We start from the raw sequence: 23592 nt of genomic DNA on the forward strand, positions 1-23592 counted from the left end.
TACCGTCCATGCGCTATCGCGTTATTTTCCTTTTCCTGCTCGGTCTGATTCCGGCCCGCTTGCTGTGGGCCGCGCCCGCGCAACAGGCCTTTTCTGACTGGCAGGTAACCTGTAATAACCAGAATTTTTGCGTCGCGCGTAACACCGGGGAACACGGCGGGCTGGTGATGACCCTGAGTCGCAGCGCCGGGGCGCATACCGATGCTGTCCTGCGCCTCGATCTTGGCGGATTGACCGCGCCGTCCAATGAAGCGGACATTGCGCCCCGTCTGTTGCTGGACGGCAAACCGCTGGCGCTGAGCCCGGAACACTGGCGAATAACGTCGTGGCACCTGATGACGGACGACACGACAACCATTGCAGAATTTCTGGCGACGATTCAGGACGGGAAGGCAATCACCCTGCAAAAGGGCAATCAGATAATTTCGCTGGCTGGGCTGAAAGCCGCGCTGTTGTTCATCGACGCGCAGCAAAAGCGGGTAGGCAGTGAAACGGCGTGGATTGAGAAAGGTAACGATCCACCGCTCAGCGTTCCGCCCGCCCCGGCGCTGAAAGGCGTGGCCGTCGTTAACCCGACGCCAACACCGCTCTCCCTCGACGAACGCAACGACCTTCTTGATTACGGCAACTGGCGAATGAACGGCATCAAGTGTTCACTCGATCCTTCACGCCGCGAGGTACGGGTGACCGCCCTTACTGATGACAAAGCCTTGCTGATGATTGCCTGTGAAGCCGGGGCGTATAACACTATCGATCTGGCGTGGATCGTGTCGCGTAAAAAACCGCTGGCCTCACACGCCGTGCGGCTGCGTTTACCGTTCAACAGCGGTGCGGAAAGCAATGACATGGAGTTGATGAACGCCATGTTTGATGAGAAGTCGCGCGAACTGGTCACTCTGGCAAAGGGGCGGGGATTAACGGATTGTGGCATCCAGACGCGCTGGCGTTTTGACGGCCAGCGTTTTCGTCTGGTGCGTTATGCCGAAGAGCCGAGCTGTGATGGCTGGCATGGGCCAGATGCCTGGCCCACGCTATGGATCACGCGTTGATTTTCTGTCGGATGGCGACTGCGTCTTATCCGACCTACAGATAGCTTTTCGTAGGCCGGATAAGACGCGTTAGCGTCGTCATCCGGCGTTGCATACATCCGGCGTTGCATACATCAGGCGTTCAAAACCTTGTGTGCTTTCTCGACAATGTTCTCAACCGTAAAGCCGAAGTAAGGGAACAGCTTCTCTGCCGGCGCAGATTCACCGTAACCGGTCATTCCGACAATCGCCCCTTTTAAGCCCACATATTTGTACCAGTAATCGGCGATACCGGCTTCAACCGCGACGCGCGCGCTGACGTTGGACGGCAGAACCGACTCGCGGTATGCCTCGTCCTGGGCATCGAAAATATCCGTTGAGGGCAGGGAAACCACGCGAACATTGCGCCCTTCACCGGTGAGTTTCTCTGCGGCCAGCAGGGTTATCTCCATTTCCGAACCGGTGGCTATCAGGATGATATCCGGCTTACCGCCGCCATCTTTGAGCACATAACCGCCGCGGGCGATCGCGTTCACCTGCTCCGGCGTGCGTTCAACCTGTGCCAGGTTCTGTCGTGACAGGATCAGCGCCGTTGGGCCATCATGACGCTCGACGGCCAGCTTCCAGCCCACCGCCGCTTCAACCTGATCGCACGGTCGCCAGGTGCTGAAATTGGGTGTCAGACGCAGGCTGGCCAGTTGTTCCACCGCCTGGTGCGTCGGGCCATCTTCCCCCAGGCCGATAGAGTCATGGGTATACACCATAATCTGCCGCGCCTTCATCAGCGCCGCCATGCGCGCCGCATTGCGCGCATATTCGACGAACATCAGGAAGGTGGCGGTATAGGGCACGAATCCACCGTGATGGGCGATGCCATTAGCGATGGCAGTCATGCCAAATTCACGCACGCCATAGTGAATGTAATTGCCTGCAAGATCTTCTTTCAGTGAGGTCGAACCTTTCCAGATTGTCAGGTTACTCGGCGCAAGGTCCGCCGAACCGCCTAACAGTTCTGGCAGGAGCGGACCGTAGACGTTGAGGGCATTTTGCGATGCCTTGCGGGTGGCGATTTTGGCAGGATTCGCCTGAAGTTCGTTGATGTATTTCTGCGTGGTCTTTTCCCACGCCGCTGGCAGACCGCCGGTCATGCGGCGCGTGAACTCGGCGGCCAGCTCCGGATGCGCTTTCTGATAAGCGGCGAATTTTTCATTCCAGTGCTGCTGCGCTTTCTCGCCTTTTTCACGGGCGTCCCAGGCGCGATAAATCTCTTTTGGGATCTCAAACGCCGGGTGGTGCCAGCCCAGTTTCTGTCGCGTCAGCGCCACTTCCTCTTCGCCCAGCGCCGCGCCGTGGGATTCCTCTTTGCCCGCTTTGTTCGGCGAGCCAAAGCCAATCACCGTCCGGCAGATAATCAGCGAGGGTTTGTCCTTCACGCTCTGCGCTTCCTGAATCGCTTTCTTCACCGCTTGCGGGTCATGACCGTCGATGTCGTGGACGACGTGCCAGTGGTAGGCCTCAAAGCGTTTGCCTGTGTCATCGGTAAACCAGCCGTCGGTTTCACCATCAATGGAGATACCGTTGCTATCGTAAAAGCCGATCAGCTTGCCCAGTCCCAGCGTTCCCGCCAGCGAGCAGACCTCATGCGAAATGCCTTCCATCAGGCAGCCGTCGCCCATAAACACATACGTGAAATGATCGACAATCTCGTGACCCGGCTGGTTGAACTGCGCCGCCAGCGTGCGTTCGGCAATGGCTAAACCGACGGCGTTCGCCAGCCCCTGACCCAGTGGCCCGGTCGTGGTTTCCACCCCCGGCGTATAGCCGATTTCCGGGTGCCCCGGCGTTCTGGAATGTAACTGGCGGAAGTTTTTCAGCTCTTCAATCGGCAGATCGTAACCTGTCAGGTGCAGCAGGCTGTAGAGCAGCATTGAGGCATGACCGTTAGAGAGAATAAAACGGTCGCGATCGTACCAGCTCGGATCGGTCGGGTTGTGGCGGAGGAAGTCGTTCCACAGGACTTCGGCGATATCCGCCATTCCCATCGGCGCACCGGGGTGGCCGGAATTGGCTTTCTGAACAGCGTCCATACTGAGCGCACGAATGGCATTAGCAAGGTCTTTACGGGACATAGAACACTCCGTGGCAAGATTTAGAGTTTGGCTGCAAGCAGGTCTTCCAGTTTGCGTTGGTCAACGGCGAACAGACGGATACCGTCAGAGAGTTTCTCGACCGCCATCGCATCCTGGTTATGCTCCCAGCGGAATTCGGCTTCACTCATGGGGGCGGGGCGATGGAAGGTTTGTGAAGACGGCACCAGCTTGCGCTCGACCGGTTCTTCTTTTTCCTGCAGTTCTTTCAGGAGATTGGGGGCGATCGTCAGGCGATCGCAGCCGGCCAGCGCGAGGATCTGTTCAGTGCGGCGGAAACTGGCACCCATGACAATCGTCTCATAGCGATGCTGTTTGAAGTAATCGTAGATGTTGCGCACTGATTTCACGCCCGGATCTTCCTCTACAACGTACGGATCCATGGGGCTGCGCGCCTGATACCAGTCATAAATACGCCCAACAAACGGGGAGATCAAAAAGACGCCCGCTTCGGCGCAGGCGCGGGCCTGGGCAAAGGAAAACAGCAGCGTCAGGTTGCAGTTAATTCCCTCTTTCTCCAGTGTTTGCGCGGCGCGAATGCCTTCCCAGGTGGAAGCCAGCTTAATCAGAATGCGGGATTTATCGATTCCCTGCTGCTGGTACAAATCCACCAGATGGCGGGCCTTTTCGATGCTCTTTTGTTGATCGAAGGAGAGGCGGGCATCCACTTCGGTCGACACCCGGCCCGGAATACTTTTAAGAATTTCCGCACCAAAATTCACCGCCAGTTTGTCACAGGCTTCGACAACCTGCTGTTCCTGGGTTTTCCCCTGTTTCTTCCCCCACTGGATAGCATCGTCAATCAGATGTGCGTAATGCGCCAGTCCGGCAGCCTTCAGCAGCAGGGAGGGATTGGTGGTGGCATCCTGGGGTTGGTAATGACGAATAGACTCAATATCACCGCTATCGGCCACGACAGTGGTGAATTGTTTGATGCCGTCTAACTGGTTCATAGGAAATACTCCTTGAAAAGTAACGTGTTAGGTGAGTGCTTAACATCACACTTCTGAGAGATTCATGAGGTGCACCACAAAAAAGCATAGCAGACAGGCATGGTAATGCTGGCTCAGAGAGGTAACATGGTTGTTATGAGTTGATTACGAAATCTTTATTTAAGTCGTGATAGTTTGGGGACCTTCAAAGTTTGCGTCCCGCAGTGCGGTGATAATGTGCGACGCACCTGGCTGCGCGTGACTTTTTTGAACGATACGTGAAAGGAACAACAAGATGGATGACCAGTTAAAGCAAAGCGCCCTTGATTTCCATGAATTCCCGGTACCTGGTAAAATCCAGGTTTCCCCGACGAAGCCCCTTGCCACGCAGCGCGATCTGGCGCTGGCCTACTCGCCGGGCGTCGCAGCGCCGTGTCTTGAAATCGAAAAAGACCCGCTGGCTGCGTATAAATACACCGCGCGTGGCAACCTTGTTGCCGTTATCTCTAACGGGACGGCGGTGCTGGGCTTAGGCAATATTGGCGCGCTGGCCGGTAAACCGGTCATGGAAGGCAAAGGCGTTCTGTTTAAGAAATTCGCCGGTATTGATGTGTTCGATATCGAAGTCGATGAACTCGACCCGGACAAATTTATTAACGTCGTTGCCGCGCTGGAACCGACGTTCGGCGGGATCAATCTGGAAGACATCAAAGCGCCAGAGTGTTTCTACATCGAGCAGAAACTGCGCGAACGGATGAATATTCCGGTGTTCCATGACGATCAGCACGGCACTGCGATCATCAGTACCGCCGCCATTCTTAACGGCCTGCGGGTAGTTGAAAAAAATATCTCCGACGTGCGGATGGTGGTATCCGGCGCGGGGGCGGCGGCGATCGCCTGCATGAACCTGCTGGTGGCGTTGGGGATGCAGAAGCACAACATCGTGGTCTGTGACTCCAAAGGCGTCATCTACAAAGGTCGCGAGCCGAATATGGCCGAAACCAAAGCGGCCTACGCGGTAGAAGATGACGGCAAACGGACGCTGGATGACGTTATCGACGGTGCGGACATTTTCCTCGGTTGTTCAGGTCCGAAAGTGCTGACCCAGGAGATGGTCAAAAAGATGGCCCGCGCGCCGATGATTCTGGCGCTGGCTAACCCGGAACCGGAAATCCTGCCGCCGTTGGCAAAAGAGGTGCGTCCGGACGCCATCATCTGTACGGGTCGTTCCGACTACCCGAACCAGGTCAACAACGTCCTGTGCTTCCCGTTCATCTTCCGTGGCGCGCTGGACGTCGGCGCGACGGCGATCAACGAAGAAATGAAGCTGGCTGCGGTCCATGCGATTGCCGAACTGGCGCATGCCGAGCAGAGCGAAGTGGTGGCCTCGGCCTATGGTGACCAGGATCTGAGCTTCGGCCCGGAATACATCATTCCAAAACCGTTCGACCCGCGCCTGATTGTCAAAATCGCGCCCGCAGTTGCCAAAGCGGCGATGGATTCCGGCGTGGCGATGCGCCCGATTGCTGACTTTGACGCTTACATCGACAAGCTGACGGAGTTTGTCTACAAAACCAATCTGTTCATGAAACCTATCTTCTCGCAGGCGCGTAAAGCACCGAAACGCGTCGTGCTGCCGGAAGGGGAAGAGGCGCGCGTCCTGCACGCCACGCAGGAGCTGATCACGCTGGGTCTGGCGAAGCCGATCCTGATTGGTCGCCCAAGCGTGATCGAAATGCGCATTCAGAAACTGGGTCTGCAGATCAAAGCGGGCGTCGATTTTGAGATCGTCAATAATGAATCCGATCCGCGCTTTAAAGAGTACTGGAGCGAGTACTACCAGATCATGAAGCGTCGTGGCATTACCCAGGAGCAGGCGCAGCGTGCGGTGATCGCCAACACCACGGTGATTGGCGCGATCATGGTACAGCGCGGCGAAGCGGATGCGATGATCTGCGGCACCATTGGCGACTACCATGAACACTTCAGCGTGGTGAAAGAGGTGTTTGGCTACCGTGAAGGCGTCCATACCGCCGGGGCGATGAACGCCCTGCTGCTGCCAAGTGGTAACACCTTTATTGCCGATACCTACGTCAATGACGATCCTGAGCCGGAAGAACTGGCAGAAATCGCCGTGATGGCGGCGGAAACCGTGCGTCGGTTTGGTATCGAACCGAAAGTGGCGTTGCTGTCGCACTCTAACTTTGGTTCATCTAACTGCCCGTCTGCCGGCAAAATGCGTGCCGCGCTGGAGATTATCAAAGCACGTGCGCCTGACCTGATGATTGACGGTGAAATGCATGGCGATGCCGCGCTGGTGGAAAGCATCCGTAACGATCGGATGCCGGACAGTCCGCTGAAAGGGTCGGCCAATATTCTGGTGATGCCAAATATGGAAGCCGCACGCATTAGTTATAATTTGCTGCGCGTCTCCAGTTCAGAAGGTGTTACGGTTGGCCCAGTCCTGATGGGCGTGGCAAAACCGGTTCATGTATTAACGCCGATTGCCTCTGTTCGTCGAATCGTGAATATGGTGGCACTGGCGGTCGTTGAGGCACAAACACAACCGCTGTAATTTCACTTTAATTAATTCCGGCGCGGGTTTCTCCCGCGCCTTTTTATTTTCCCATTCTTAGTGATCCATCTCACCTTTTAAATCTCTTTGCCGAATTTTGTTATTTACCCTGACAAAAAATTGCCACGATAAGCCCTGTCTTAACACAGGCGGTGAGCAATGGATAAAGAACGCATTATTCAGGAATTTGTGCCGGGCAAACAGGTCACGCTGGCGCATCTCATTGCGCATCCTGGTGAAGAACTGGCGAAAAAGATCGGCGTTCCCGAAGCAGGTGCCATCGGCATTATGACCCTGACGCCGGGAGAAACCGCAATGATTGCCGGCGATCTGGCGATGAAGGCTGCCGACGTACACATCGGTTTTCTCGACAGATTCAGCGGCGCATTGGTTATCTACGGCTCGGTTGGCGCAGTAGAAGAGGCCTTATTGCAAACGGTCAGTGGGCTGGGGCGTTTATTAAATTTCACACTCTGCGACCTGACAAAAAGCTAATTCTGAGGTGCTTATGAAACGTATTGCGTTTGTTGGCACTGTCGGTGCGGGAAAAACAACGCTTTTTAATGCGTTACAGGGGAATTATACCCTCGCCAGAAAAACGCAGGCCGTGGAATTTAATGAAAATGGCGATATCGATACTCCTGGGGAATATTTCAGTCACCCCCGTTGGTATCACGCCTTAATTACCACGCTGCAGGACGTTGATACGTTGATTTATGTCCATGCAGCCAATGACAAAGAAAGTCGCTTACCTGCCGGGCTGTTAGATATCGGCGCCAGTAAACGACAAATCGCCGTGATCAGCAAAACGGATATGCCAGATGCTGACGTGATCGCAACGCGGGAATTACTGCGCGGAATTGGGTTTCAGGAGCCGATTTTCGAACTCAATAGCCATGACCCGCAAAGCGTGCAGCACCTGGTGGATTATCTGACTGAGCTCAGCCAAAAGGAGGAAGGGGCAGGTGAAAAAACTTATCACAGCTAACGATATACGTGCGGCGCACGCACGGGGCGAACAGGAAATGTCGGTGGTGCTGCGCGCCAGCATCATCACCCCGGAAGCCCGTGAAGTCGCGGAGCTACTGGGCATCACGATTGTGGAGTGCGAGGGTGCCGCCCCGACGGCAACGCGTTGCGCGGACGAGGCTAAATCTGAAACGCAGCGCATTCGCGAAACCATCATCGCGCAACTGCCGGAAGGGCAGTTTACCGAGAGTCTGGTCTCGCAGTTGATGGATAAAGTGCTGAAGGAAAAACAGTCGCTGGAGCAGGGCGGGATGCAACCGGGTTTTCATTCGGTGACCGGCAAAGGCGGTATCAAAGTGATCGACGGCAGCAGCGTTAAGTTTGGCCGCTTCGACGGTGCGCAGCCGCACTGCGTCGGCCTGACCGATCTCGTCACCGAGCAGGATGGCAGCAGCATGGCCGCCGGGTTCATGCAGTGGGATAACGCCTTTTTCCCGTGGACGCTGAACTACGACGAAATCGACATGGTGCTCGACGGTGAACTGCATGTGCGCCATGAAGGCGAAACGATGATCGCCAAAGCCGGGGACGTCATGTTTATCCCGAAAGGCTCAAGCATTGAATTTGGCACGCCGACGACCGTGCGCTTTCTGTACGTTGCGTGGCCTGCGAACTGGCAATCGGTATGAAAGATTTCATCACCGAAGCATGGCTCAGAGCGAACCATACGCTCAGCGAAGGGGCGGAAATCCATCTCCCTGCTGACGCTCGCCTGACGCCCTCTGCTCGCGAACTGTTGGAAGGCCGTCATTTGCGCATCAAGTTTCTGGATGAGCAGGGCAGTCTGTTTGTCGACGACGAGCAACAGCAGCCGCAACCGGTGCACGGGTTAACCAGCAGCGATACGCATCCACAGGCCTGCTGTGAACTGTGTCGCCAGCCGGTGGCGAAAAAGCCCGATACGCTGACCCACCTGACAGCGGACAAAATGGTCGCCAAAAGCGACCCGCGTCTGGGCTTTCGCGCCGCGCTGGACAGCACCATCGCGCTGGCGGTGTGGCTGCAAATTGAACTGGCGGAACCGTGGCAGCCGTGGCTGGCGGACATCCGTTCACGGTTGGGCAACATTATGCGCGCCGATGCCATGGATGAACCGCTGGCGGCACAGTCTATCGTTGGGTTGAACGAAGATGAGCTGCACCGCCTTTCCCATCAACCGTTGCGCTATCTGGATCACGATCATCTGGTACCCGAAGCCAGTCATGGTCGCGAGTCCGCGTTGCTGAACCTGCTGCGAACCAAAGTCCGCGAGACGGAAACGATCGCCGCCCAGGTCTTCATCACCCGCGGTTTTGATGTCCTGCGTCCGGATATTTTGCAGGCGCTGAACCGGCTCTCCAGCGCGGTCTACGTGATGATGATTCTGTGTGTCACCAAACGTCCACTCACCGTCAGCCAGATTCAACAGCGACTGGGAGGTGAACAATGATCATTGAACGCGCCCGTGAACGGGCTCAGCAATCCCCGGCTCGGGTGGTCTTCCCGGATGCGTTAGACGAACGGGTGCTGAAAGCCGCGCACTACCTGCAACAGCACGGTCTGGCGCACCCCATTCTGGTGGCCAGTCCGTTTGCGCTGCGCCAGTTCGCGCTCACACATCGGGTCGCGCTGGACGGTATTCAGGTTATTGACCCACACAGCAACCTGGCGATGCGTGAAGCGTTCGCTCAGCGCTGGCTCGCCCGGTCCGGGGAGAAAACGCCGCCGGATGCCCTTGAAAAGCTCAATGACCCGCTGATGTTTGCCGCGGCGATGGTCAGCGCGGGCCAGGCGGATGTCTGTATCGCTGGCAACCTCTCTTCCACGGCCAATGTGCTGCGCGCGGGCTTACGCATTATCGGCCTACAGCCGGGGTGTAAAACGCTGTCGTCTCTCTTCCTGATGCTGCCGCAGTACGTCGGACCGGCGTTAGGATTTGCTGATTGCAGCGTGGTGCCGCAGCCGACGGCAGCGCAACTGGCGGATATCGCGATCGCCAGCGCTGACACCTGGCGCGGCATCACTGGCGAGGAGCCGCGCGTGGCGATGTTGTCGTTCTCCAGTCAGGGCAGCGCGCGTCACCCGTGTGTGGCTAACGTACAGCAGGCAACGGAGATCGTTCGTGAACGCGCGCCTGAACTACTGGTGGATGGCGAACTGCAGTTTGACGCCGCTTTTGTACCGGAGGTCGCCGCGCAAAAAGCACCTGCCAGTCCGCTACGGGGTAACGCCAACGTGATGGTTTTCCCATCACTGGAGGCGGGCAATATTGGCTACAAAATCGCCCAGCGTCTGGGCGGATATCGTGCTGTCGGGCCGCTGATTCAAGGGCTTGCCGCACCGCTTCATGACCTCTCGCGAGGCTGTAGCGTACAGGAAATTATCGAACTGGCGTTGGTGGCAGCCGTGCCGCGCCAGACTGACGTGAGTCGCGAACGTGACTCACAAACCCTGGTTGTATAAATGGTCCCGTTCTGGACCCCATGAGAGGAAAACATAATGGAAGCTTTAGGAATGATTGAAACCCGGGGCCTGGTTGCACTGATTGAGGCCTCTGATGCGATGGTAAAAGCCGCACGCGTGAAGCTGGTTGGTGTGAAACAGATTGGTGGCGGTCTGGTGACTGCGATGGTTCGTGGCGATGTTGCGGCCTGCAAAGCGGCAACGGATGCTGGTGCTGCCGCCGCGCAGCGTATCGGCGAACTGGTCTCCGTTCACGTGATCCCGCGTCCGCATGGCGATCTGGAAGAAGTGTTCCCGATCAGCTTCAAAGGCGACAGCAACATCTAAGCATGACTGGGGCCGGATGGCGCTGCGCTTATCCGGCCTACAGGACAGCAGCAAAACTTAACCCACGGAGGCGGGTATGAAACTGGCAGTCGTCACAGGACAAATCGTTTGTACCGTACGCCATCAGGGACTGGCACACGACAAATTGTTGATGGTGGAGATGATCGATGCCCAGGGAAATCCCGACGGGCAGTGCGCCGTCGCCATTGACAGCATCGGGGCGGGAACCGGGGAGTGGGTGCTGCTGGTTAGCGGTAGTTCTGCTCGCCAGGCGCATCGCAGCGAAGCGTCCCCTGTCGATCTGTGCGTGATTGGTATCGTCGACGAAGTGGTGGCTGGCGGTCAGGTGATATTCCACAAATAGGACTGAACATCATGAATCAACAGGATATTGAACAGGTGGTGAAAGCGGTACTGCTGAAAATGAAAGACAGCAGCCAGCCGGCGACCGCCGTTCATGAAATGGGCGTCTTTGCCTCCCTGGATGATGCGGTGGCGGCAGCAAAAGTCGCTCAGCAGGGGCTGAAGAGCGTGGCGATGCGTCAGCTTGCCATTGCGGCTCTACGTGAAGCAGGCGAAAAGCACGCCAAAGAATTAGCGGAACTTGCCGTCGCAGAAACCGGCATGGGACGCGTTGACGATAAATTTGCCAAAAACGTGGCGCAGGCGCGCGGTACACCGGGCGTGGAGTGTTTATCGCCACAGGTATTGACCGGCGATAACGGCCTGACGCTGATCGAAAATGCGCCGTGGGGCGTTGTCGCGTCGGTGACGCCATCCACAAACCCGGCGGCAACGGTGATTAACAACGCCATTAGCCTGATTGCGGCGGGAAATAGCGTCGTGTTTGCTCCCCACCCCGCGGCGAAAGGGGTTTCACAACGTGCGATTACGCTGCTTAACCAGGCGGTGGTTGCAGCGGGTGGCCCGGAAAATTTACTGGTGACCGTTGCGAATCCGGATATTGAAACCGCGCAGCGGCTGTTTAAGTACCCAGGCATTGGCCTGCTGGTCGTGACCGGCGGTGAAGCGGTGGTCGACGCCGCGCGCAAACACACTAATAAACGTCTGATTGCCGCCGGTGCCGGTAACCCGCCGGTCGTCGTCGATGAAACCGCAGATCTGGCACGGGCTGCGCAATCCATCGTCAAAGGCGCGTCGTTTGATAACAACATCATTTGTGCTGATGAGAAGGTGCTGATTGTTGTCGACAGCGTAGCGGATGAGTTGATGCGCCTGATGGAAGGTCAGCAGGCGGTGAAACTGAGCGCCGCGCAGGCCGAACAGCTCCAGCCGGTACTGCTGAAAAATATCGATGAACGCGGCAAAGGTACCGTCAGCCGTGATTGGGTCGGACGCGATGCGACCAAAATCGCCGCCGCTATTGGTCTGCACGTCCCGGATCAAACCCGACTGCTGTTTGTTGAAACGCCTGCCACGCATCCCTTTGCCGTCACTGAACTGATGATGCCGGTTCTGCCGGTGGTACGGGTGGCAAATGTCGACGAGGCTATCGCGCTGGCGGTGCAACTGGAAGGCGGCTGTCACCATACCGCCGCGATGCACTCGCGCAACATCGACAACATGAACCAGATGGCAAACGCCATTGATACCAGCATCTTCGTCAAGAACGGGCCGTGCATTGCCGGACTGGGGCTGGGCGGTGAAGGCTGGACCACCATGACCATCACCACGCCAACCGGGGAAGGGGTGACCAGTGCGCGCACGTTTGTGCGTCTGCGTCGCTGTGTTTTGGTGGATGCGTTTCGCATCGTTTAAGTGCCTCAGGCCAACGGAGAGAAAGAGAGATGGCGCACGACGAAGAAAGTTGGCTCACCCCAAGACTGCAAAAAGCAGCCGACCTGTGTAATCAGGCGCCTGCAACGAGCGATTCCCCACTGTGGCTGGGCGTTGACCTGGGCACCTGTGATGTGGTGTCGATGGTTGTCGACGGCGACGGACAGCCGGTTGCGGTGTGTCTTGACTGGGCTGACGTCGTGCGCGACGGCATCGTCTGGGATTTCTTTGGGGCGGTCACCATCGTGCGTCGCCATCTCGATACGCTCGAACAGCAACTCGGCAGTCGGTTTACCCACGCGGCGACCTCGTTTCCGCCGGGCACCGACCCGCGCATCTCCATCAACGTGCTGGAGTCTGCCGGGCTGGAAGTCAGTCATGTGCTGGATGAACCGACCGCCGTTGCCGACCTGCTGCAACTGGATAACGCCGGCGTCGTGGATATCGGTGGCGGCACGACCGGGATCGCCATCGTTAAGCGGGGCAAGGTGGCGTACTCGGCGGATGAAGCGACGGGCGGTCACCATATTTCTCTGACTCTGGCCGGAAATCGTCGTATCCCACTGGAAGACGCCGAGCAGGTCAAGCGCAGCAACGCGCAGGATATCTGGCCGGTGGTGAAACCGGTCTACGAAAAAATGGCGGAGATCGTTGCCCGTCATATCGAAGGACAAGGAATAGCCGATTTATGGCTGGCGGGCGGCTCTTGTATGCAGCCGGGCGTGGAGGCGTTGTTTCGCCAGCGCTTCCCGGCACTCCAGGTGCATCTGCCCCGGCACAGCCTGTTTATGACACCGCTGGCGATCGCAAACAGCGGGAGAGAGAAAGCGGAGGGAATCTATGCAAGCTGAATTGCAGACGGCGCTCTTTCAGGCATTCGATACCCTGAATCTGCAACGCGTGAAAACGTTCAGCGTACCGCCGGTCACGCTGTGCGGGCTCGGGGCGCTCAGTTCCTGCGGACAAGAAGCGCAATCACGAGGCTTAAGCCATCTGTTCGTGATGGTCGACAGTTTCCTGCATCAGGCGGGAATGACCGCGTCGTTAGAGCGCAGTCTGGCGATGAAAGGCGTGGCGATGACGGTCTGGCCGTGTCCGATGGGCGAGCCATGCATCACCGACGTCTGCGCGGCGGTAGCCCAACTGCGTGAGTCAAAATGCGACGGCGTCGTCGCCTTTGGCGGTGGTTCGGTGCTGGATGCGGCAAAAGCGGTCGCGCTGCTGGTAACCAATCCGAATCAGACGCTGGCGGAGATGACGGAATACAGCGCGTTACGTCCTCGTCTGCCGCTGATTGCCGTGCCGACGACGGCCGGAACCGGATCGGAAACCACCAACGTGACGGTGATTATCGACGCGGCGACGGGACGCAAGCAGGTACTGGCGCATGCGACGCTGATGCCGGACGTGGCGATCCTCGACGCCGCGCTGACCGAAGGGGTACCACCTCATGTGACGGCAATGACCGGGATTGACGCGCTGACGCATGCGGTTGAGGCTTACAGCGCGCTGAATGCGTCACCGTTCACCGACAGCCTGGCGATTGGCGCGATTGCGATGATCGGCAAATCGCTGCCGAAGGCGGTGGGCTACGGTCACGACCTCGCGGCGCGGGAGAGCATGCTGCTTGCCTCCTGCATGGCGGGGATGGCGTTTTCCAGCGCCGGACTGGGACTGTGCCATGCGATGGCGCATCAACCGGGCGCGACATTACACATTCCGCACGGCCAGGCGAACGCCATGCTGTTGCCGACGGTGATGGGCTTTAACCGCATGGTATGTCGGGAACGCTTCAGCCATATCGGGCGGGCGCTGACCAATAAGAAATCAGACGATCGCGATGCGATCAATGCGGTCAGTGAACTGATTGCTGAAGTGGGCCAGAACAAACGGCTCGCCGACGTCGGCGCAAAACCAGAACACTACAGCGCCTGGGCGCAAGCCGCGCTGGAGGATATTTGTATTCGCAGTAACCCACGCACCGCTACGCAGAGCGACATTATCGATTTGTACGCGGCGGCACAATAAAAGCATACCAGGACGTAGGCCGGATAAGGCGTTCGCGCCGCCATCCGGCAAAACGCGGCATCATTGCCTGATGGCGCTGCGCTTATCAGGCCTACGAAGACCCTGGCAAATGGAGACAAGGGTATGGGAATTAACGAAATCATCATGTACATCATGATGTTCTTTATGCTGATTGCCGCCGTTGACAGGATCCTGTCACAGTTCGGCGGGTCAGCGCGCTTCCTTGGAAAGTTCGGCAAAAGCATCGAGGGATCCGGCGGTCAGTTCGAAGAAGGGTTTATGGCGATGGGCGCCCTGGGGCTGGCGATGGTCGGTATGACCGCGCTGGCACCGGTGTTAGCTAAATTGCTCGGGCCAGTGATTATTCCGCTGTATGAAATGCTGGGCGCAAACCCGTCCATGTTCGCCGGCACGCTGTTGGCGTGCGATATGGGCGGCTTCTTCCTCGCCAAAGAACTGGCGGGTGGCGATATCGCGGCGTGGCTCTACTCCGGGCTGATTCTGGGGGCAATGATGGGACCAACCATCGTCTTCTCTATCCCCGTTGCGCTGGGCATTATTGAACCGTCTGACCGCCGTTATCTGGCGCTTGGCGTGCTGGCAGGCATTGTCACCATACCTATCGGCTGTATCGCCGGCGGTCTGGTCGCGATGTACTCGGGGGTTGAGATCAACGGGCAGCCCGTCGAGTTCACCTTCGCGCTGATCCTGATGAACATGATCCCGGTGATCATCGTCGCCGTGCTGGTGGCGCTGGGGCTGAAGTTCATCCCGGAAAAAATGATCAGCGGCTTCCAGATCTTCGCGAAATTCCTTGTTGCGCTGATCACCATTGGCCTCGCGGCGGCAGTCATCAAGTTCCTGCTGGGTTGGGAACTGATCCCCGGTCTTGACCCGATCTTCATGGCGCCTGGCGACACTCCCGGTGAAGTGATGCGCGCTATTGAAGTCATCGGTTCCATCTCCTGCGTGCTGCTCGGGGCGTATCCGATGGTGCTGTTGCTGACCCGCTGGTTTGAAAAACCGCTGATGCGCGTCGGCAGCCTGCTGAAAATCAACAATATGGCGGCAGGTGGCATGGTCGCGACGCTGGCAAACAACATCCCGATGTTCGGCATGATGAAGCAGATGGATACCCGCGGCAAAGTGATCAACTGTGCTTTCGCCGTCTCTGCGGCCTTCGCGTTGGGTGACCACTTAGGCTTCGCGGCTGCCAACATGAACGCCATGATCTTCCCAATGATTGTCGGCAAATTGATTGGCGGTGTGACGGCGATTGGCGTGGCCATGATGCTGGTGCCAAAAGATGAAAACGTTCCGGCAGAAACGGAAGCGGAGGCGCAATCGTGAACACCCGCCAGCTACTGAGCGTCGGTATCGATATCGGCACCACGACCACTCAGGTGATCTTCTCGCGCCTGGAATTGGTTAACCGTGCGGCAGTGTCGCAGGTGCCCCGTTACGAATTTATTAAACGCGACATTAGCTGGCAAAGCCCGGTCTTCTTTACTCCCGTCGATAAGCAGGGCGGGTTACGGGAGGACGAACTAAAAGCGCTGATCCTTGCACAGTATCAGGCGGCGGGGATCGCCCCGGAATCGGTTGATTCAGGCGCGATCATCATCACCGGCGAGAGTGCGAAAACCCGCAACGCGCGTCCGGCGGTGATGACGCTCTCTCAGTCGCTCGGTGACTTTGTGGTCGCCAGCGCCGGACCGCATCTGGAATCAGTGATTGCCGGTCACGGCGCCGGGGCGCAGACCCTGTCTGAGCAGCGGATGTGCCGGGTACTGAATATTGACATCGGCGGTGGCACCTCGAATTACGCCCTGTTCGATGCCGGAAAGGTAAGCGGTACCGCCTGCCTGAACGTTGGCGGACGTCTGCTGGAAACCGACGGTCAAGGGCGCGTCGTGCATGCCCATCAGCCCGGACAGCAGATTGTCGACGAGGTGTTCGGTACCGGTACCGACGCCCGTTTGTTGACCGTCTCGCAGTTAGGGCAGGTTGCGCAGCGGATGGCGAGTCTGATCGTGGAAGTGATCGACGGTACGTTGTCGCCGCTGGCGCAAGCGCTGATGCAAACCGGGTTACTGCCGACGGGCGCGAAGCCGGAGGTTATCACCCTGTCCGGCGGCGTGGGGGAGTGCTATCGCAACCTTCCTGCCGACCCGTTCTGTTTTTCTGATATTGGGCCGCTGTTGGCGACGGCGCTGCATGAGCACCCGCGTTTGCGCGAAATGAACGTGCAGTTCCCGGCGCAAACCGTGCGCGCCACGGTGATTGGCGCGGGGGCGCACACGCTTTCGCTCTCCGGCAGCACCATCTGGCTGGAAGGGGTTCAACTGCCGCTGCGCAATCTGCCGGTGGCGATCCCGGTGGATGACGCCGATCTGGTGAACGCGTGGCAACAGGCGTTGATACAGCTCGATCTGGATCCACAGACTGACGCATACGTACTGGCGCTTCCCGCCTCGTTGCCGGTGCGTTATGCCGCATTACTCACGGTCATCGACGCGCTGCTCGCGTTTATCGCGCGTTATCCGAATCCGCATCCCCTGCTGGTGGTGGCCGAGCAGGACTTTGGTAAAGCGCTGGGCATGCTGTTGCGCCCACAGTTACAGCAACTCCCGCTGGCGGTCATTGACGAAGTGATTGTCCGGGCGGGCGACTATATCGACATTGGTACGCCTTTATTTGGCGGATCGGTTGTGCCGGTGACGGTGAAATCACTCGCATTTCCTTCCTGAGGGAACGACTTATGAAACTAAAGACTACATTGTTCGGCAATGTTTATCAGTTTAAGGATGTAAAAGAGGTGCTGGCAAAAGCCAACGAACTGCGTTCGGGGGATGTGCTGGCTGGCGTCGCGGCGCAAAGCTCGCAGGAGCGCGTGGCGGCGAAACAGGTGTTGTCGGAAATGACGGTGGCGGATATTCGCAACAACCCGGTGATTTCCTATGAAGAGGACTGCGTCACGCGTCTGATTCAGGACGACGTCAACGAAACGGCTTATAACCGCATTAAGCACTGGAGCATCAGCGAGCTGCGTGAGCACGTGCTGAGCGATGAAACCTCGGTTGATGATATTGCCTTTACGCGTAAAGGGTTGACCTCGGAAGTGGTCGCGGCGGTGGCGAAGATCTGTTCTAACGCCGATCTGATCTACGGCGGCAAGAAAATGCCGGTTATCAAAAAGGCCAACACCACGATCGGTATTCCGGGCACCTTTAGCTGTCGTCTACAGCCGAACGATACCCGTGACGATGTGCAGAGTATTGCCGCACAAATCTACGAAGGACTCTCTTTCGGTGCCGGCGATGCGGTGATTGGCGTCAACCCGGTGACCGATGACGTGGAGAACCTAAGCCGCGTACTTGACACGGTTTATGGGGTGATCGACAAGTTCAACATCCCGACCCAGGGCTGCGTGCTGGCACACGTCACTACGCAGATTGAAGCTATTCGTCGCGGCGCGCCGGGCGGACTGATCTTCCAGAGTATCTGCGGCAGCGAAAAAGGCTTAAAAGAGTTCGGCGTGGAACTGGCAATGCTGGACGAAGCGCGTGCGGTGGGGGCGGAGTTTAACCGCATCGCCGGGGAAAACTGCCTGTACTTCGAAACCGGACAGGGCTCGGCGCTCTCCGCCGGGGCGAACTTCGGCGCGGACCAGGTGACGATGGAAGCCCGTAACTACGGTCTGGCGCGCCACTACGATCCGTTCCTGGTAAACACCGTGGTGGGCTTTATCGGGCCAGAGTATCTCTACAATGACCGGCAGATCATTCGTGCCGGCCTGGAAGACCACTTTATGGGCAAGCTGAGCGGCATCTCGATGGGCTGTGACTGCTGCTACACCAACCATGCCGATGCCGATCAGAACCTCAACGAAAACCTGATGATTCTGCTCGCCACTGCGGGCTGTAACTACATCATGGGTATGCCGCTTGGCGACGACATCATGCTCAACTACCAGACCACCGCTTTCCACGATACCGCGACCGTACGCCAGTTGCTGAATCTGCGCCCGTCGCCGGAATTTGAACGCTGGCTGGAAACAATGGGCATTATGGCAAATGGTCGCCTGACCAAACGGGCGGGCGATCCGTCACTGTTCTTCTGATGACGCGGGGATGACAAACAATGGATCAAAAACAGATTGAAGAAATTGTACGCAGCGTGATGGCGTCAATGGGACAGACCGAGCCGCAGACCGCCGCCCCGTCGCCGCAGTCCTGCAGCCAGTCACAGTGCGCGGCACCGTCCAGCGCAGAAAGCTGTGCGCTGGATCTGGGCTCCGCAGAAGCGAAAGCGTGGATTGGCGTGGAGAATCCGCACCGTGCCGAAGTGCTGACTGAACTGCGGCGCAGTACTGCGGCGCGCGTCTGCACCGGCCGTGCCGGTCCGCGTCCGCGCACTCAGGCGCTGCTGCGCTTTCTTGCCGACCACTCGCGCTCGAAAGACACCGTACTGAAAGAGGTGCCGGAAGAGTGGGTGAAAGCCCAGGGACTGCTGGAAGTGCGTTCGGAAATCAGCGATAAAAATCTCTACCTGACGCGCCCGGATATGGGTCGCCGACTGAGCCAGGAAGCCATTGACGCGCTGAAATCGCAGTGCGTCGCGAACCCGGATGTCCAGGTCGTGGTGTCTGACGGTCTGTCTACCGATGCGATCACCGCGAACTATGAAGAGATCCTGCCACCGCTGCTGTCCGGTCTGAAGCAGGCCGGGCTCAAGGTCGGGACACCGTTCTTTGTTCGCTATGGCCGCGTGAAGATTGAAGACCAGATCGGCGAAATCCTCGGCGCGAAGGTGGTGATTCTGCTGGTCGGTGAACGTCCGGGGCTGGGGCAATCAGAAAGTCTCTCCTGCTATGCGGTCTATTCACCGAAAGTGGCGACCACCGTTGAGGCCGACCGTACCTGTATTTCCAACATCCACCAGGGCGGCACGCCGCCGGTAGAAGCGGCCGCCGTGATCGTGGATTTGGCCAAACGTATGCTGGAGCAGAAAGCGTCCGGCATCAACATGACCCGTTAAGGAGGCATCATGCCAGCATTAGATTTGATTCGACCCTCGGTCAGCGCGATGCGCGTGATTGCTTCCGTGAACGACGGGTTTGCGCGCGAACTTAAATTACCGCCGCATATACGTAGCCTCGGTCTCATCACGGCAGATTCTGATGACGTCACGTATATTGCCGCAGACGAAGCGACGAAACAGGCGATGGTCGAAGTGGTGTATGGCCGTTCGCTGTACGCCGGGGCGGCTCACGGGCCGTCACCGACGGCTGGTGAAGTATTGATCATGTTGGGGGGACCGAACCCGGCGGAAGTGCGCGCCGGTCTGGATGCGATGGTCGCCCATATTGAAGGCGGCGCGGCGTTCCAGTGGGCGAATGATGCAGAAAACACGGCGTTTCTGGCGCACGTGGTCTCGCGCACCGGTTCTTATCTCTCGTCAACGGCAGGCATTGCGCTGGGCGATCCGCTGGCTTATCTGGTGGCACCGCCGCTGGAAGCGACGTATGGCATTGATGCGGCGATGAAATCTGCCGATGTACAACTGGTGACCTACGTGCCGCCACCGTCGGAAACCAACTACTCGGCGGCATTTTTGACCGGCAGCCAGGCTGCCTGTAAAGCCGCCTGCAATGCCTTTGCCGATGCGGTTCTGGATATCGCCCGTAACCCTGTTCAGCGCGCGTAACGGAGGTCATCGATGATCAATGCACTGGGGTTACTGGAAGTGGAGGGCATGGTTGCCGCCGTTGACGCGGCGGATGCCATGCTGAAAGCCGCCAACGTCAACCTGCTGAGCCATGAAGTGCTTGACCCGGGCAAGGTGACGCTGGTGGTGGAAGGCGATCTGGCGGCGTGCCGCGCGGCGCTGGATGCCGGAAGCGCCGCGGCGCAGCGGACAGGTCGCGTCATCAGCCGCAAAGAAATTGGTCGGCCAGAAGACGACACCCAGTGGCTGATCGGCGGATTTAAGCGTGCGTCGAAACCCCCTGAGCAGAAGAAAGCGCCGAAGCCTGAAGCGCCTGCACGGTCTGAGTACGCCGACGCGCTGTTGGCACAGCTCGCCACAGTGCGTCAGGGCATGACGGCAGGAGAAGTCGCCGCGCACTTTGGCTGGCCGCTTGAAGAGGCCAGAAACGCGCTGGAACAGCTCTTTACTGACGGGGCGTTGCGTAAACGCAGTAGTCGCTATCGCTTAAAAAATTAACCTGTCGGAGGGCCGGGCGTCTTACCAGGCGTCCGGCATAAAAGATCATGAAAAAGACCCGTTCAGCCAGTTTGCACCATCTTTATCATGAAGCGTTACCCGAAGACGTTAAACTCACGCCAAAGGTTGAAGTGGATAACGTTCACCAGCGGCGGACCACGGATGTTTATGAGCACGCCCTGACGATCACCGCCTGGCAGCAGATTTACGATCAGCTGCATCCGGGGAAATTTCATGGCGAATTCACGGAAATCCTGCTCGATGACATTCAGGTTTTTCGCGAATACACCGGGCTGGCGCTGCGTCAGTCTTGCCTGGTATGGCCGAACTCGTTCTGGTTTGGCATTCCGGCCACGCGAGGGGAGCAGGGATTTATTGGCGCGCAGTGTCTTGGCAGCGCCGAGATTGCTACCCGCCCGGGCGGTACGGAGTTCGAGCTGAGCACGCCGGATGATTACACGATCCTCGGGGTAGTTATCTCAGAAGATGTGATTTCCCGTCAGGCACAGTTTTTACATAATCCGGAAAGGGTGCTGCATATGCTGCGCAACCAGTCGGCGCTGGAGGTCAAAGAGCAGCACAAGGCGGCGCTGTGGGGCTTCGTCCAGCAGGCGCTGGCGACCTTTAGCGAGAACCCGGAGAATCTTCATCAACCCGCAGTGCGTAAGGTGCTGGGGGATAATCTGCTGTTGGCGATGGGGATGATGCTGGAGGACGCGCATCCCATCAACTCGGCGGAAAGTATCAGCCATCAGGGCTACCGCAAACTGCTCTCCCGGGCGCGGGAGTATGTGCTGGAAAATATGTCGGAGCCGTTGACGGTACTCGACCTCTGCAACCAGCTCCACGTCAGCCGTCGTACGTTGCAGAATGCATTTCACGCCATTTTAGGCATTGGGCCGAATGCGTGGCTGAAGCGGATCCGCCTGAATGCGGTGCGGCGAGAATTAATCAGCCCGTGGTCGCAGAGTACCACGGTCAAGGATGCGGCAATGCAGTGGGGGTTCTGGCATTTAGGGCAGTTCGCCACCGACTACCAGCAACTGTTCGCCGAGAAGCCGTCGCTGACGTTGCACCAGCGAATGCGCCAGTGGATGTAGTGGCGTGCCTGATGGCGCTTCGCTTATCAGGCCTACAAAGCCGGACCCCGTAGTGCCTGATGGCGCTTCGCTTATCCGGCCTGTAAAGCCGGGCCCCGTAGGCCGGATAAGGCGAAGCCGCCATCCGGCAATCACACCCACTCGCGTACCTGAATAAAATCGTGCAGGGCAGCCTCCGGGCTGTCGGCGTCCGGCTGCCAGTCATATTCCCAGCGCACCAGCGGCGGCATTGACATCAGAATGGATTCGGTGCGCCCGCCGGTTTGTAGCCCGAACAGGGTGCCGCGATCCCATACCAGATTAAACTCCACGTAACGACCACGACGATAGAGCTGGAAGTTACGCTCACGTTCACCCCAGCTCATCGCCTGGCGGCGCTCAACGATCGGCAGATACGCCTCGGTATAACCTTGACCAACGGCCTGCATGAAGGCAAAACAGCGGTCAAAATCTGGCGTGTTCAGATCGTCGAAAAAGAGCCCGCCGATGCCGCGCTGCTCGTTGCGATGTTTGAGGAAGAAATAGTCGTCGCACCACTTTTTGTAACGCGGATAGACATCGTCGCCAAACGGCTGGCACACATCGCGCGCGGTGCGATGCCAGTGAACGGCATCTTCTTCAAAGCCGTAGTAGGGCGTTAAGTCGAAGCCGCCACCAAACCACCAGACCGGATCGGCACCCGGCTTTTCGGCAATAAAAAAACGGACGTTGGCATGGCTGGTAGGAATATAAGGGTTGAGGGGATGCACGACCAGCGAGACGCCCATCGCTTCAAAACGGCGTCCCGCCAGTTCCGGGCGATGCGCGGTGGCTGACGCTGGCATAGCGTCACCGTGTACGTGCGAAAAATTGACCCCCGCCTGTTCGAAGATACCGCCGTTACGCAGCACCCGACTGCGTCCGCCGCCGCCCGCGTCACGCTGCCAGCTATCCTCAATAAACTCTGCGCCGTCAATGGCGGTGAGTTGCTGGCAAATGGCATCCTGCAGGTTCAGCAGGAACTGTTTTACGCGTAGAGCATCGGGTTTCATGATTAACGTTTCTTCGAGTGTGCTTTCTGATTATCAAACCAGTGGAAATAGCTGATCACGCCGTTGGCGATGGCGGTGGCAATCTTCTGGCGAAACGCCGTGGTGCCCAGCAGTCGCTCTTCTTCCGGGTTGGTGATGAACGACGTTTCCACCAATACCGAGGGGATTGACGGTGATTTTAGCACCACAAACGCCGCCTGTTCCGTATTGCGACTGTGCAATTTATGTACGGGTTTGATCTTCCTGAGAATATGCGAACCCAGCGTCAGGCTGTTTTTGATGGTATCCGTCTGCACCAGGTCAAATAACACCTGTTGCAACAGGTGATCTTTGTCGGTCGCTTTCTTGCCTGCTGCTTCGTCGGCGCGGTTTTCGCGATCGGAAAGGTATTTCGCCATGGCGCTACTGGCTCCGCGATTAGAGAGGGCAAACACCGACGCGCCCGCCGCGCTGGGATTGGTAAAGCCGTCGGCGTGGATCGACATAAATAGATCCGCGCCGTGCTTATGGGCGATTTCAACGCGATCGTACAGGGGGATAAAGGTGTCGCCCGAACGCGTCAGGCGGCAATCGATCCCCTGACTGCGTAAAATAGAACGCACATTTTTCGCAATCGCCAGCACGACGTGCTTTTCTTTGGAGCCGTTGCGGCCAATAGCGCCGGTGTCGATACCGCCGTGTCCGGGGTCCAGCACGACAATGCGCTTGCCGCCCGATTTTTTCGTGGGCTGACTGTGACCATTGCTGGTTTTCAGTGGGGCTTCTTTGGCTGTGGCGTTCGACATCCCTGTTAATGTCAGCGCCGCCAGTCCGGCTTTCAGCACCTGGCGGCGCGATGTGAGAGTTTTTAGCGGTTTAAAAGTGCTCATACGGCCTGAGTTGTAAAAAAAATAATCCTGATGTTATATCGTATCGCGTAATCCGTTAC

Annotated in this window: 23 protein-coding genes; 19 read left to right on the forward strand and 4 right to left on the reverse strand. The window is 57.8% G+C overall.

What is annotated here, in order from left to right:
* Positions 1-8 precede the first annotated feature (8 nt).
* Positions 9-1049, forward strand: a complete 1041-nt coding sequence (locus GBC03_11675; protein ID QFS70820.1) for a DUF1176 domain-containing protein — start codon at positions 9-11, stop codon at positions 1047-1049.
* 113 nt (positions 1050-1162) lie between these two features.
* On the opposite strand, the gene tkt is transcribed toward GBC03_11675, so the two are convergent.
* A complete protein-coding gene (gene tkt / locus GBC03_11680) occupies positions 1163-3157 on the reverse strand; it encodes a transketolase (protein ID QFS70821.1) in 1995 nt (664 codons plus the stop codon).
* Between the two features lie 20 nt (positions 3158-3177).
* Positions 3178-4128: a transaldolase gene (gene tal / locus GBC03_11685; protein QFS70822.1), complete on the reverse strand. Its 951-nt coding sequence runs from the start codon at positions 4126-4128 to the stop codon at positions 3178-3180.
* A 274-nt stretch (positions 4129-4402) separates the two neighbouring features.
* Here tal and GBC03_11690 point away from each other — a divergent pair, with 274 nt between their 5' ends.
* The 18 genes from GBC03_11690 (at position 4403) to eutR (ending at position 21633) form a co-directional block, all read left to right on the forward strand.
* The gene (locus GBC03_11690) at positions 4403-6682 is read left to right on the forward strand and encodes an NADP-dependent oxaloacetate-decarboxylating malate dehydrogenase (protein ID QFS70823.1); all 2280 of its coding nucleotides are present in this window, start codon (positions 4403-4405) and stop codon (positions 6680-6682) included.
* Between the two features lie 159 nt (positions 6683-6841).
* Positions 6842-7177 carry an ethanolamine utilization microcompartment protein EutS gene (gene eutS, locus GBC03_11695; protein ID QFS70824.1) on the forward strand — a complete coding sequence of 112 codons (336 nt, stop codon included), beginning with the start codon at positions 6842-6844 and terminating at the stop codon, positions 7175-7177.
* Positions 7178-7190: 13 nt separating this feature from the next.
* Entirely contained in the window at positions 7191-7670 is a 480-nt protein-coding gene (gene eutP, locus GBC03_11700) for an ethanolamine utilization acetate kinase EutP (GenBank protein QFS70825.1), read from the forward strand.
* A complete protein-coding gene (eutQ, locus tag GBC03_11705; GenBank protein ID QFS70826.1) occupies positions 7648-8340 on the forward strand; it encodes an ethanolamine utilization acetate kinase EutQ in 693 nt (230 codons plus the stop codon). The genes eutP and eutQ overlap by 23 nt, the downstream gene beginning before the upstream one ends.
* Positions 8337-9140 carry an ethanolamine utilization cob(I)yrinic acid a,c-diamide adenosyltransferase EutT gene (gene eutT, locus GBC03_11710; GenBank protein QFS70827.1) on the forward strand — a complete coding sequence of 268 codons (804 nt, stop codon included), beginning with the start codon at positions 8337-8339 and terminating at the stop codon, positions 9138-9140. The genes eutQ and eutT overlap by 4 nt, the downstream gene beginning before the upstream one ends.
* Complete coding sequence (gene pta, locus GBC03_11715) at positions 9137-10153, forward strand: phosphate acetyltransferase (protein QFS70828.1); 1017 nt, start codon at positions 9137-9139, stop codon at positions 10151-10153. Before eutT ends, pta begins: the two co-directional genes overlap by 4 nt.
* A gap of 36 nt (positions 10154-10189) precedes the next feature.
* Positions 10190-10480, forward strand: a complete 291-nt coding sequence (gene eutM / locus GBC03_11720; protein QFS70829.1) for an ethanolamine utilization microcompartment protein EutM — start codon at positions 10190-10192, stop codon at positions 10478-10480.
* Positions 10481-10556: 76 nt separating this feature from the next.
* Positions 10557-10844, forward strand: coding sequence for an ethanolamine utilization microcompartment protein EutN (eutN, locus tag GBC03_11725; protein QFS70830.1), 288 nt, complete (start codon positions 10557-10559; stop codon positions 10842-10844).
* 11 nt (positions 10845-10855) lie between these two features.
* On the forward strand, positions 10856-12259 hold the full coding sequence (locus GBC03_11730; protein QFS70831.1) for an aldehyde dehydrogenase family protein: 1404 nt from the start codon (positions 10856-10858) through the stop codon (positions 12257-12259).
* Positions 12260-12288: 29 nt separating this feature from the next.
* A complete protein-coding gene (gene eutJ, locus GBC03_11735; GenBank protein ID QFS70832.1) occupies positions 12289-13128 on the forward strand; it encodes an ethanolamine utilization protein EutJ in 840 nt (279 codons plus the stop codon).
* Positions 13118-14305: an ethanolamine utilization ethanol dehydrogenase EutG gene (gene eutG / locus GBC03_11740; protein QFS70833.1), complete on the forward strand. Its 1188-nt coding sequence runs from the start codon at positions 13118-13120 to the stop codon at positions 14303-14305. Before eutJ ends, eutG begins: the two co-directional genes overlap by 11 nt.
* A 123-nt stretch (positions 14306-14428) precedes the next feature.
* Complete coding sequence (gene eutH, locus GBC03_11745) at positions 14429-15655, forward strand: ethanolamine utilization protein EutH (GenBank protein ID QFS70834.1); 1227 nt, start codon at positions 14429-14431, stop codon at positions 15653-15655.
* A complete protein-coding gene (gene eutA / locus GBC03_11750; GenBank protein ID QFS70835.1) occupies positions 15652-17055 on the forward strand; it encodes an ethanolamine ammonia-lyase reactivating factor EutA in 1404 nt (467 codons plus the stop codon). The genes eutH and eutA overlap by 4 nt, the downstream gene beginning before the upstream one ends.
* A gap of 11 nt (positions 17056-17066) precedes the next feature.
* Entirely contained in the window at positions 17067-18428 is a 1362-nt protein-coding gene (eutB, locus tag GBC03_11755) for an ethanolamine ammonia-lyase subunit EutB (protein ID QFS70836.1), read from the forward strand.
* Between the two features lie 20 nt (positions 18429-18448).
* Positions 18449-19345, forward strand: coding sequence for an ethanolamine ammonia-lyase subunit EutC (eutC, locus tag GBC03_11760; GenBank protein ID QFS70837.1), 897 nt, complete (start codon positions 18449-18451; stop codon positions 19343-19345).
* Between the two features lie 9 nt (positions 19346-19354).
* The gene (gene eutL, locus GBC03_11765; protein QFS70838.1) at positions 19355-20014 is read left to right on the forward strand and encodes an ethanolamine utilization microcompartment protein EutL; all 660 of its coding nucleotides are present in this window, start codon (positions 19355-19357) and stop codon (positions 20012-20014) included.
* A 12-nt stretch (positions 20015-20026) separates the two neighbouring features.
* Positions 20027-20533 (forward strand): ethanolamine utilization microcompartment protein EutK, encoded by a 507-nt coding sequence (gene eutK, locus GBC03_11770; protein QFS70839.1) that lies wholly within the window; start codon positions 20027-20029, stop codon positions 20531-20533.
* A gap of 47 nt (positions 20534-20580) precedes the next feature.
* Positions 20581-21633 carry an HTH-type transcriptional regulator EutR gene (gene eutR / locus GBC03_11775; protein QFS70840.1) on the forward strand — a complete coding sequence of 351 codons (1053 nt, stop codon included), beginning with the start codon at positions 20581-20583 and terminating at the stop codon, positions 21631-21633.
* A 131-nt stretch (positions 21634-21764) separates the two neighbouring features.
* Here eutR and hemF read toward each other — a convergent pair whose 3' ends face one another.
* A complete protein-coding gene (gene hemF, locus GBC03_11780; GenBank protein QFS70841.1) occupies positions 21765-22664 on the reverse strand; it encodes an oxygen-dependent coproporphyrinogen oxidase in 900 nt (299 codons plus the stop codon).
* Between the two features lie 2 nt (positions 22665-22666).
* The gene (gene amiA, locus GBC03_11785; GenBank protein QFS70842.1) at positions 22667-23533 is read right to left on the reverse strand and encodes an N-acetylmuramoyl-L-alanine amidase AmiA; all 867 of its coding nucleotides are present in this window, start codon (positions 23531-23533) and stop codon (positions 22667-22669) included.
* Between the last annotated feature and the right edge of the window lie 59 nt (positions 23534-23592).

Origin of the sequence: Citrobacter telavivensis (assembly GCA_009363175.1) — a bacterium.
In the GTDB taxonomy this organism is placed as follows: domain Bacteria; phylum Pseudomonadota; class Gammaproteobacteria; order Enterobacterales; family Enterobacteriaceae; genus Citrobacter_A; species Citrobacter_A telavivensis.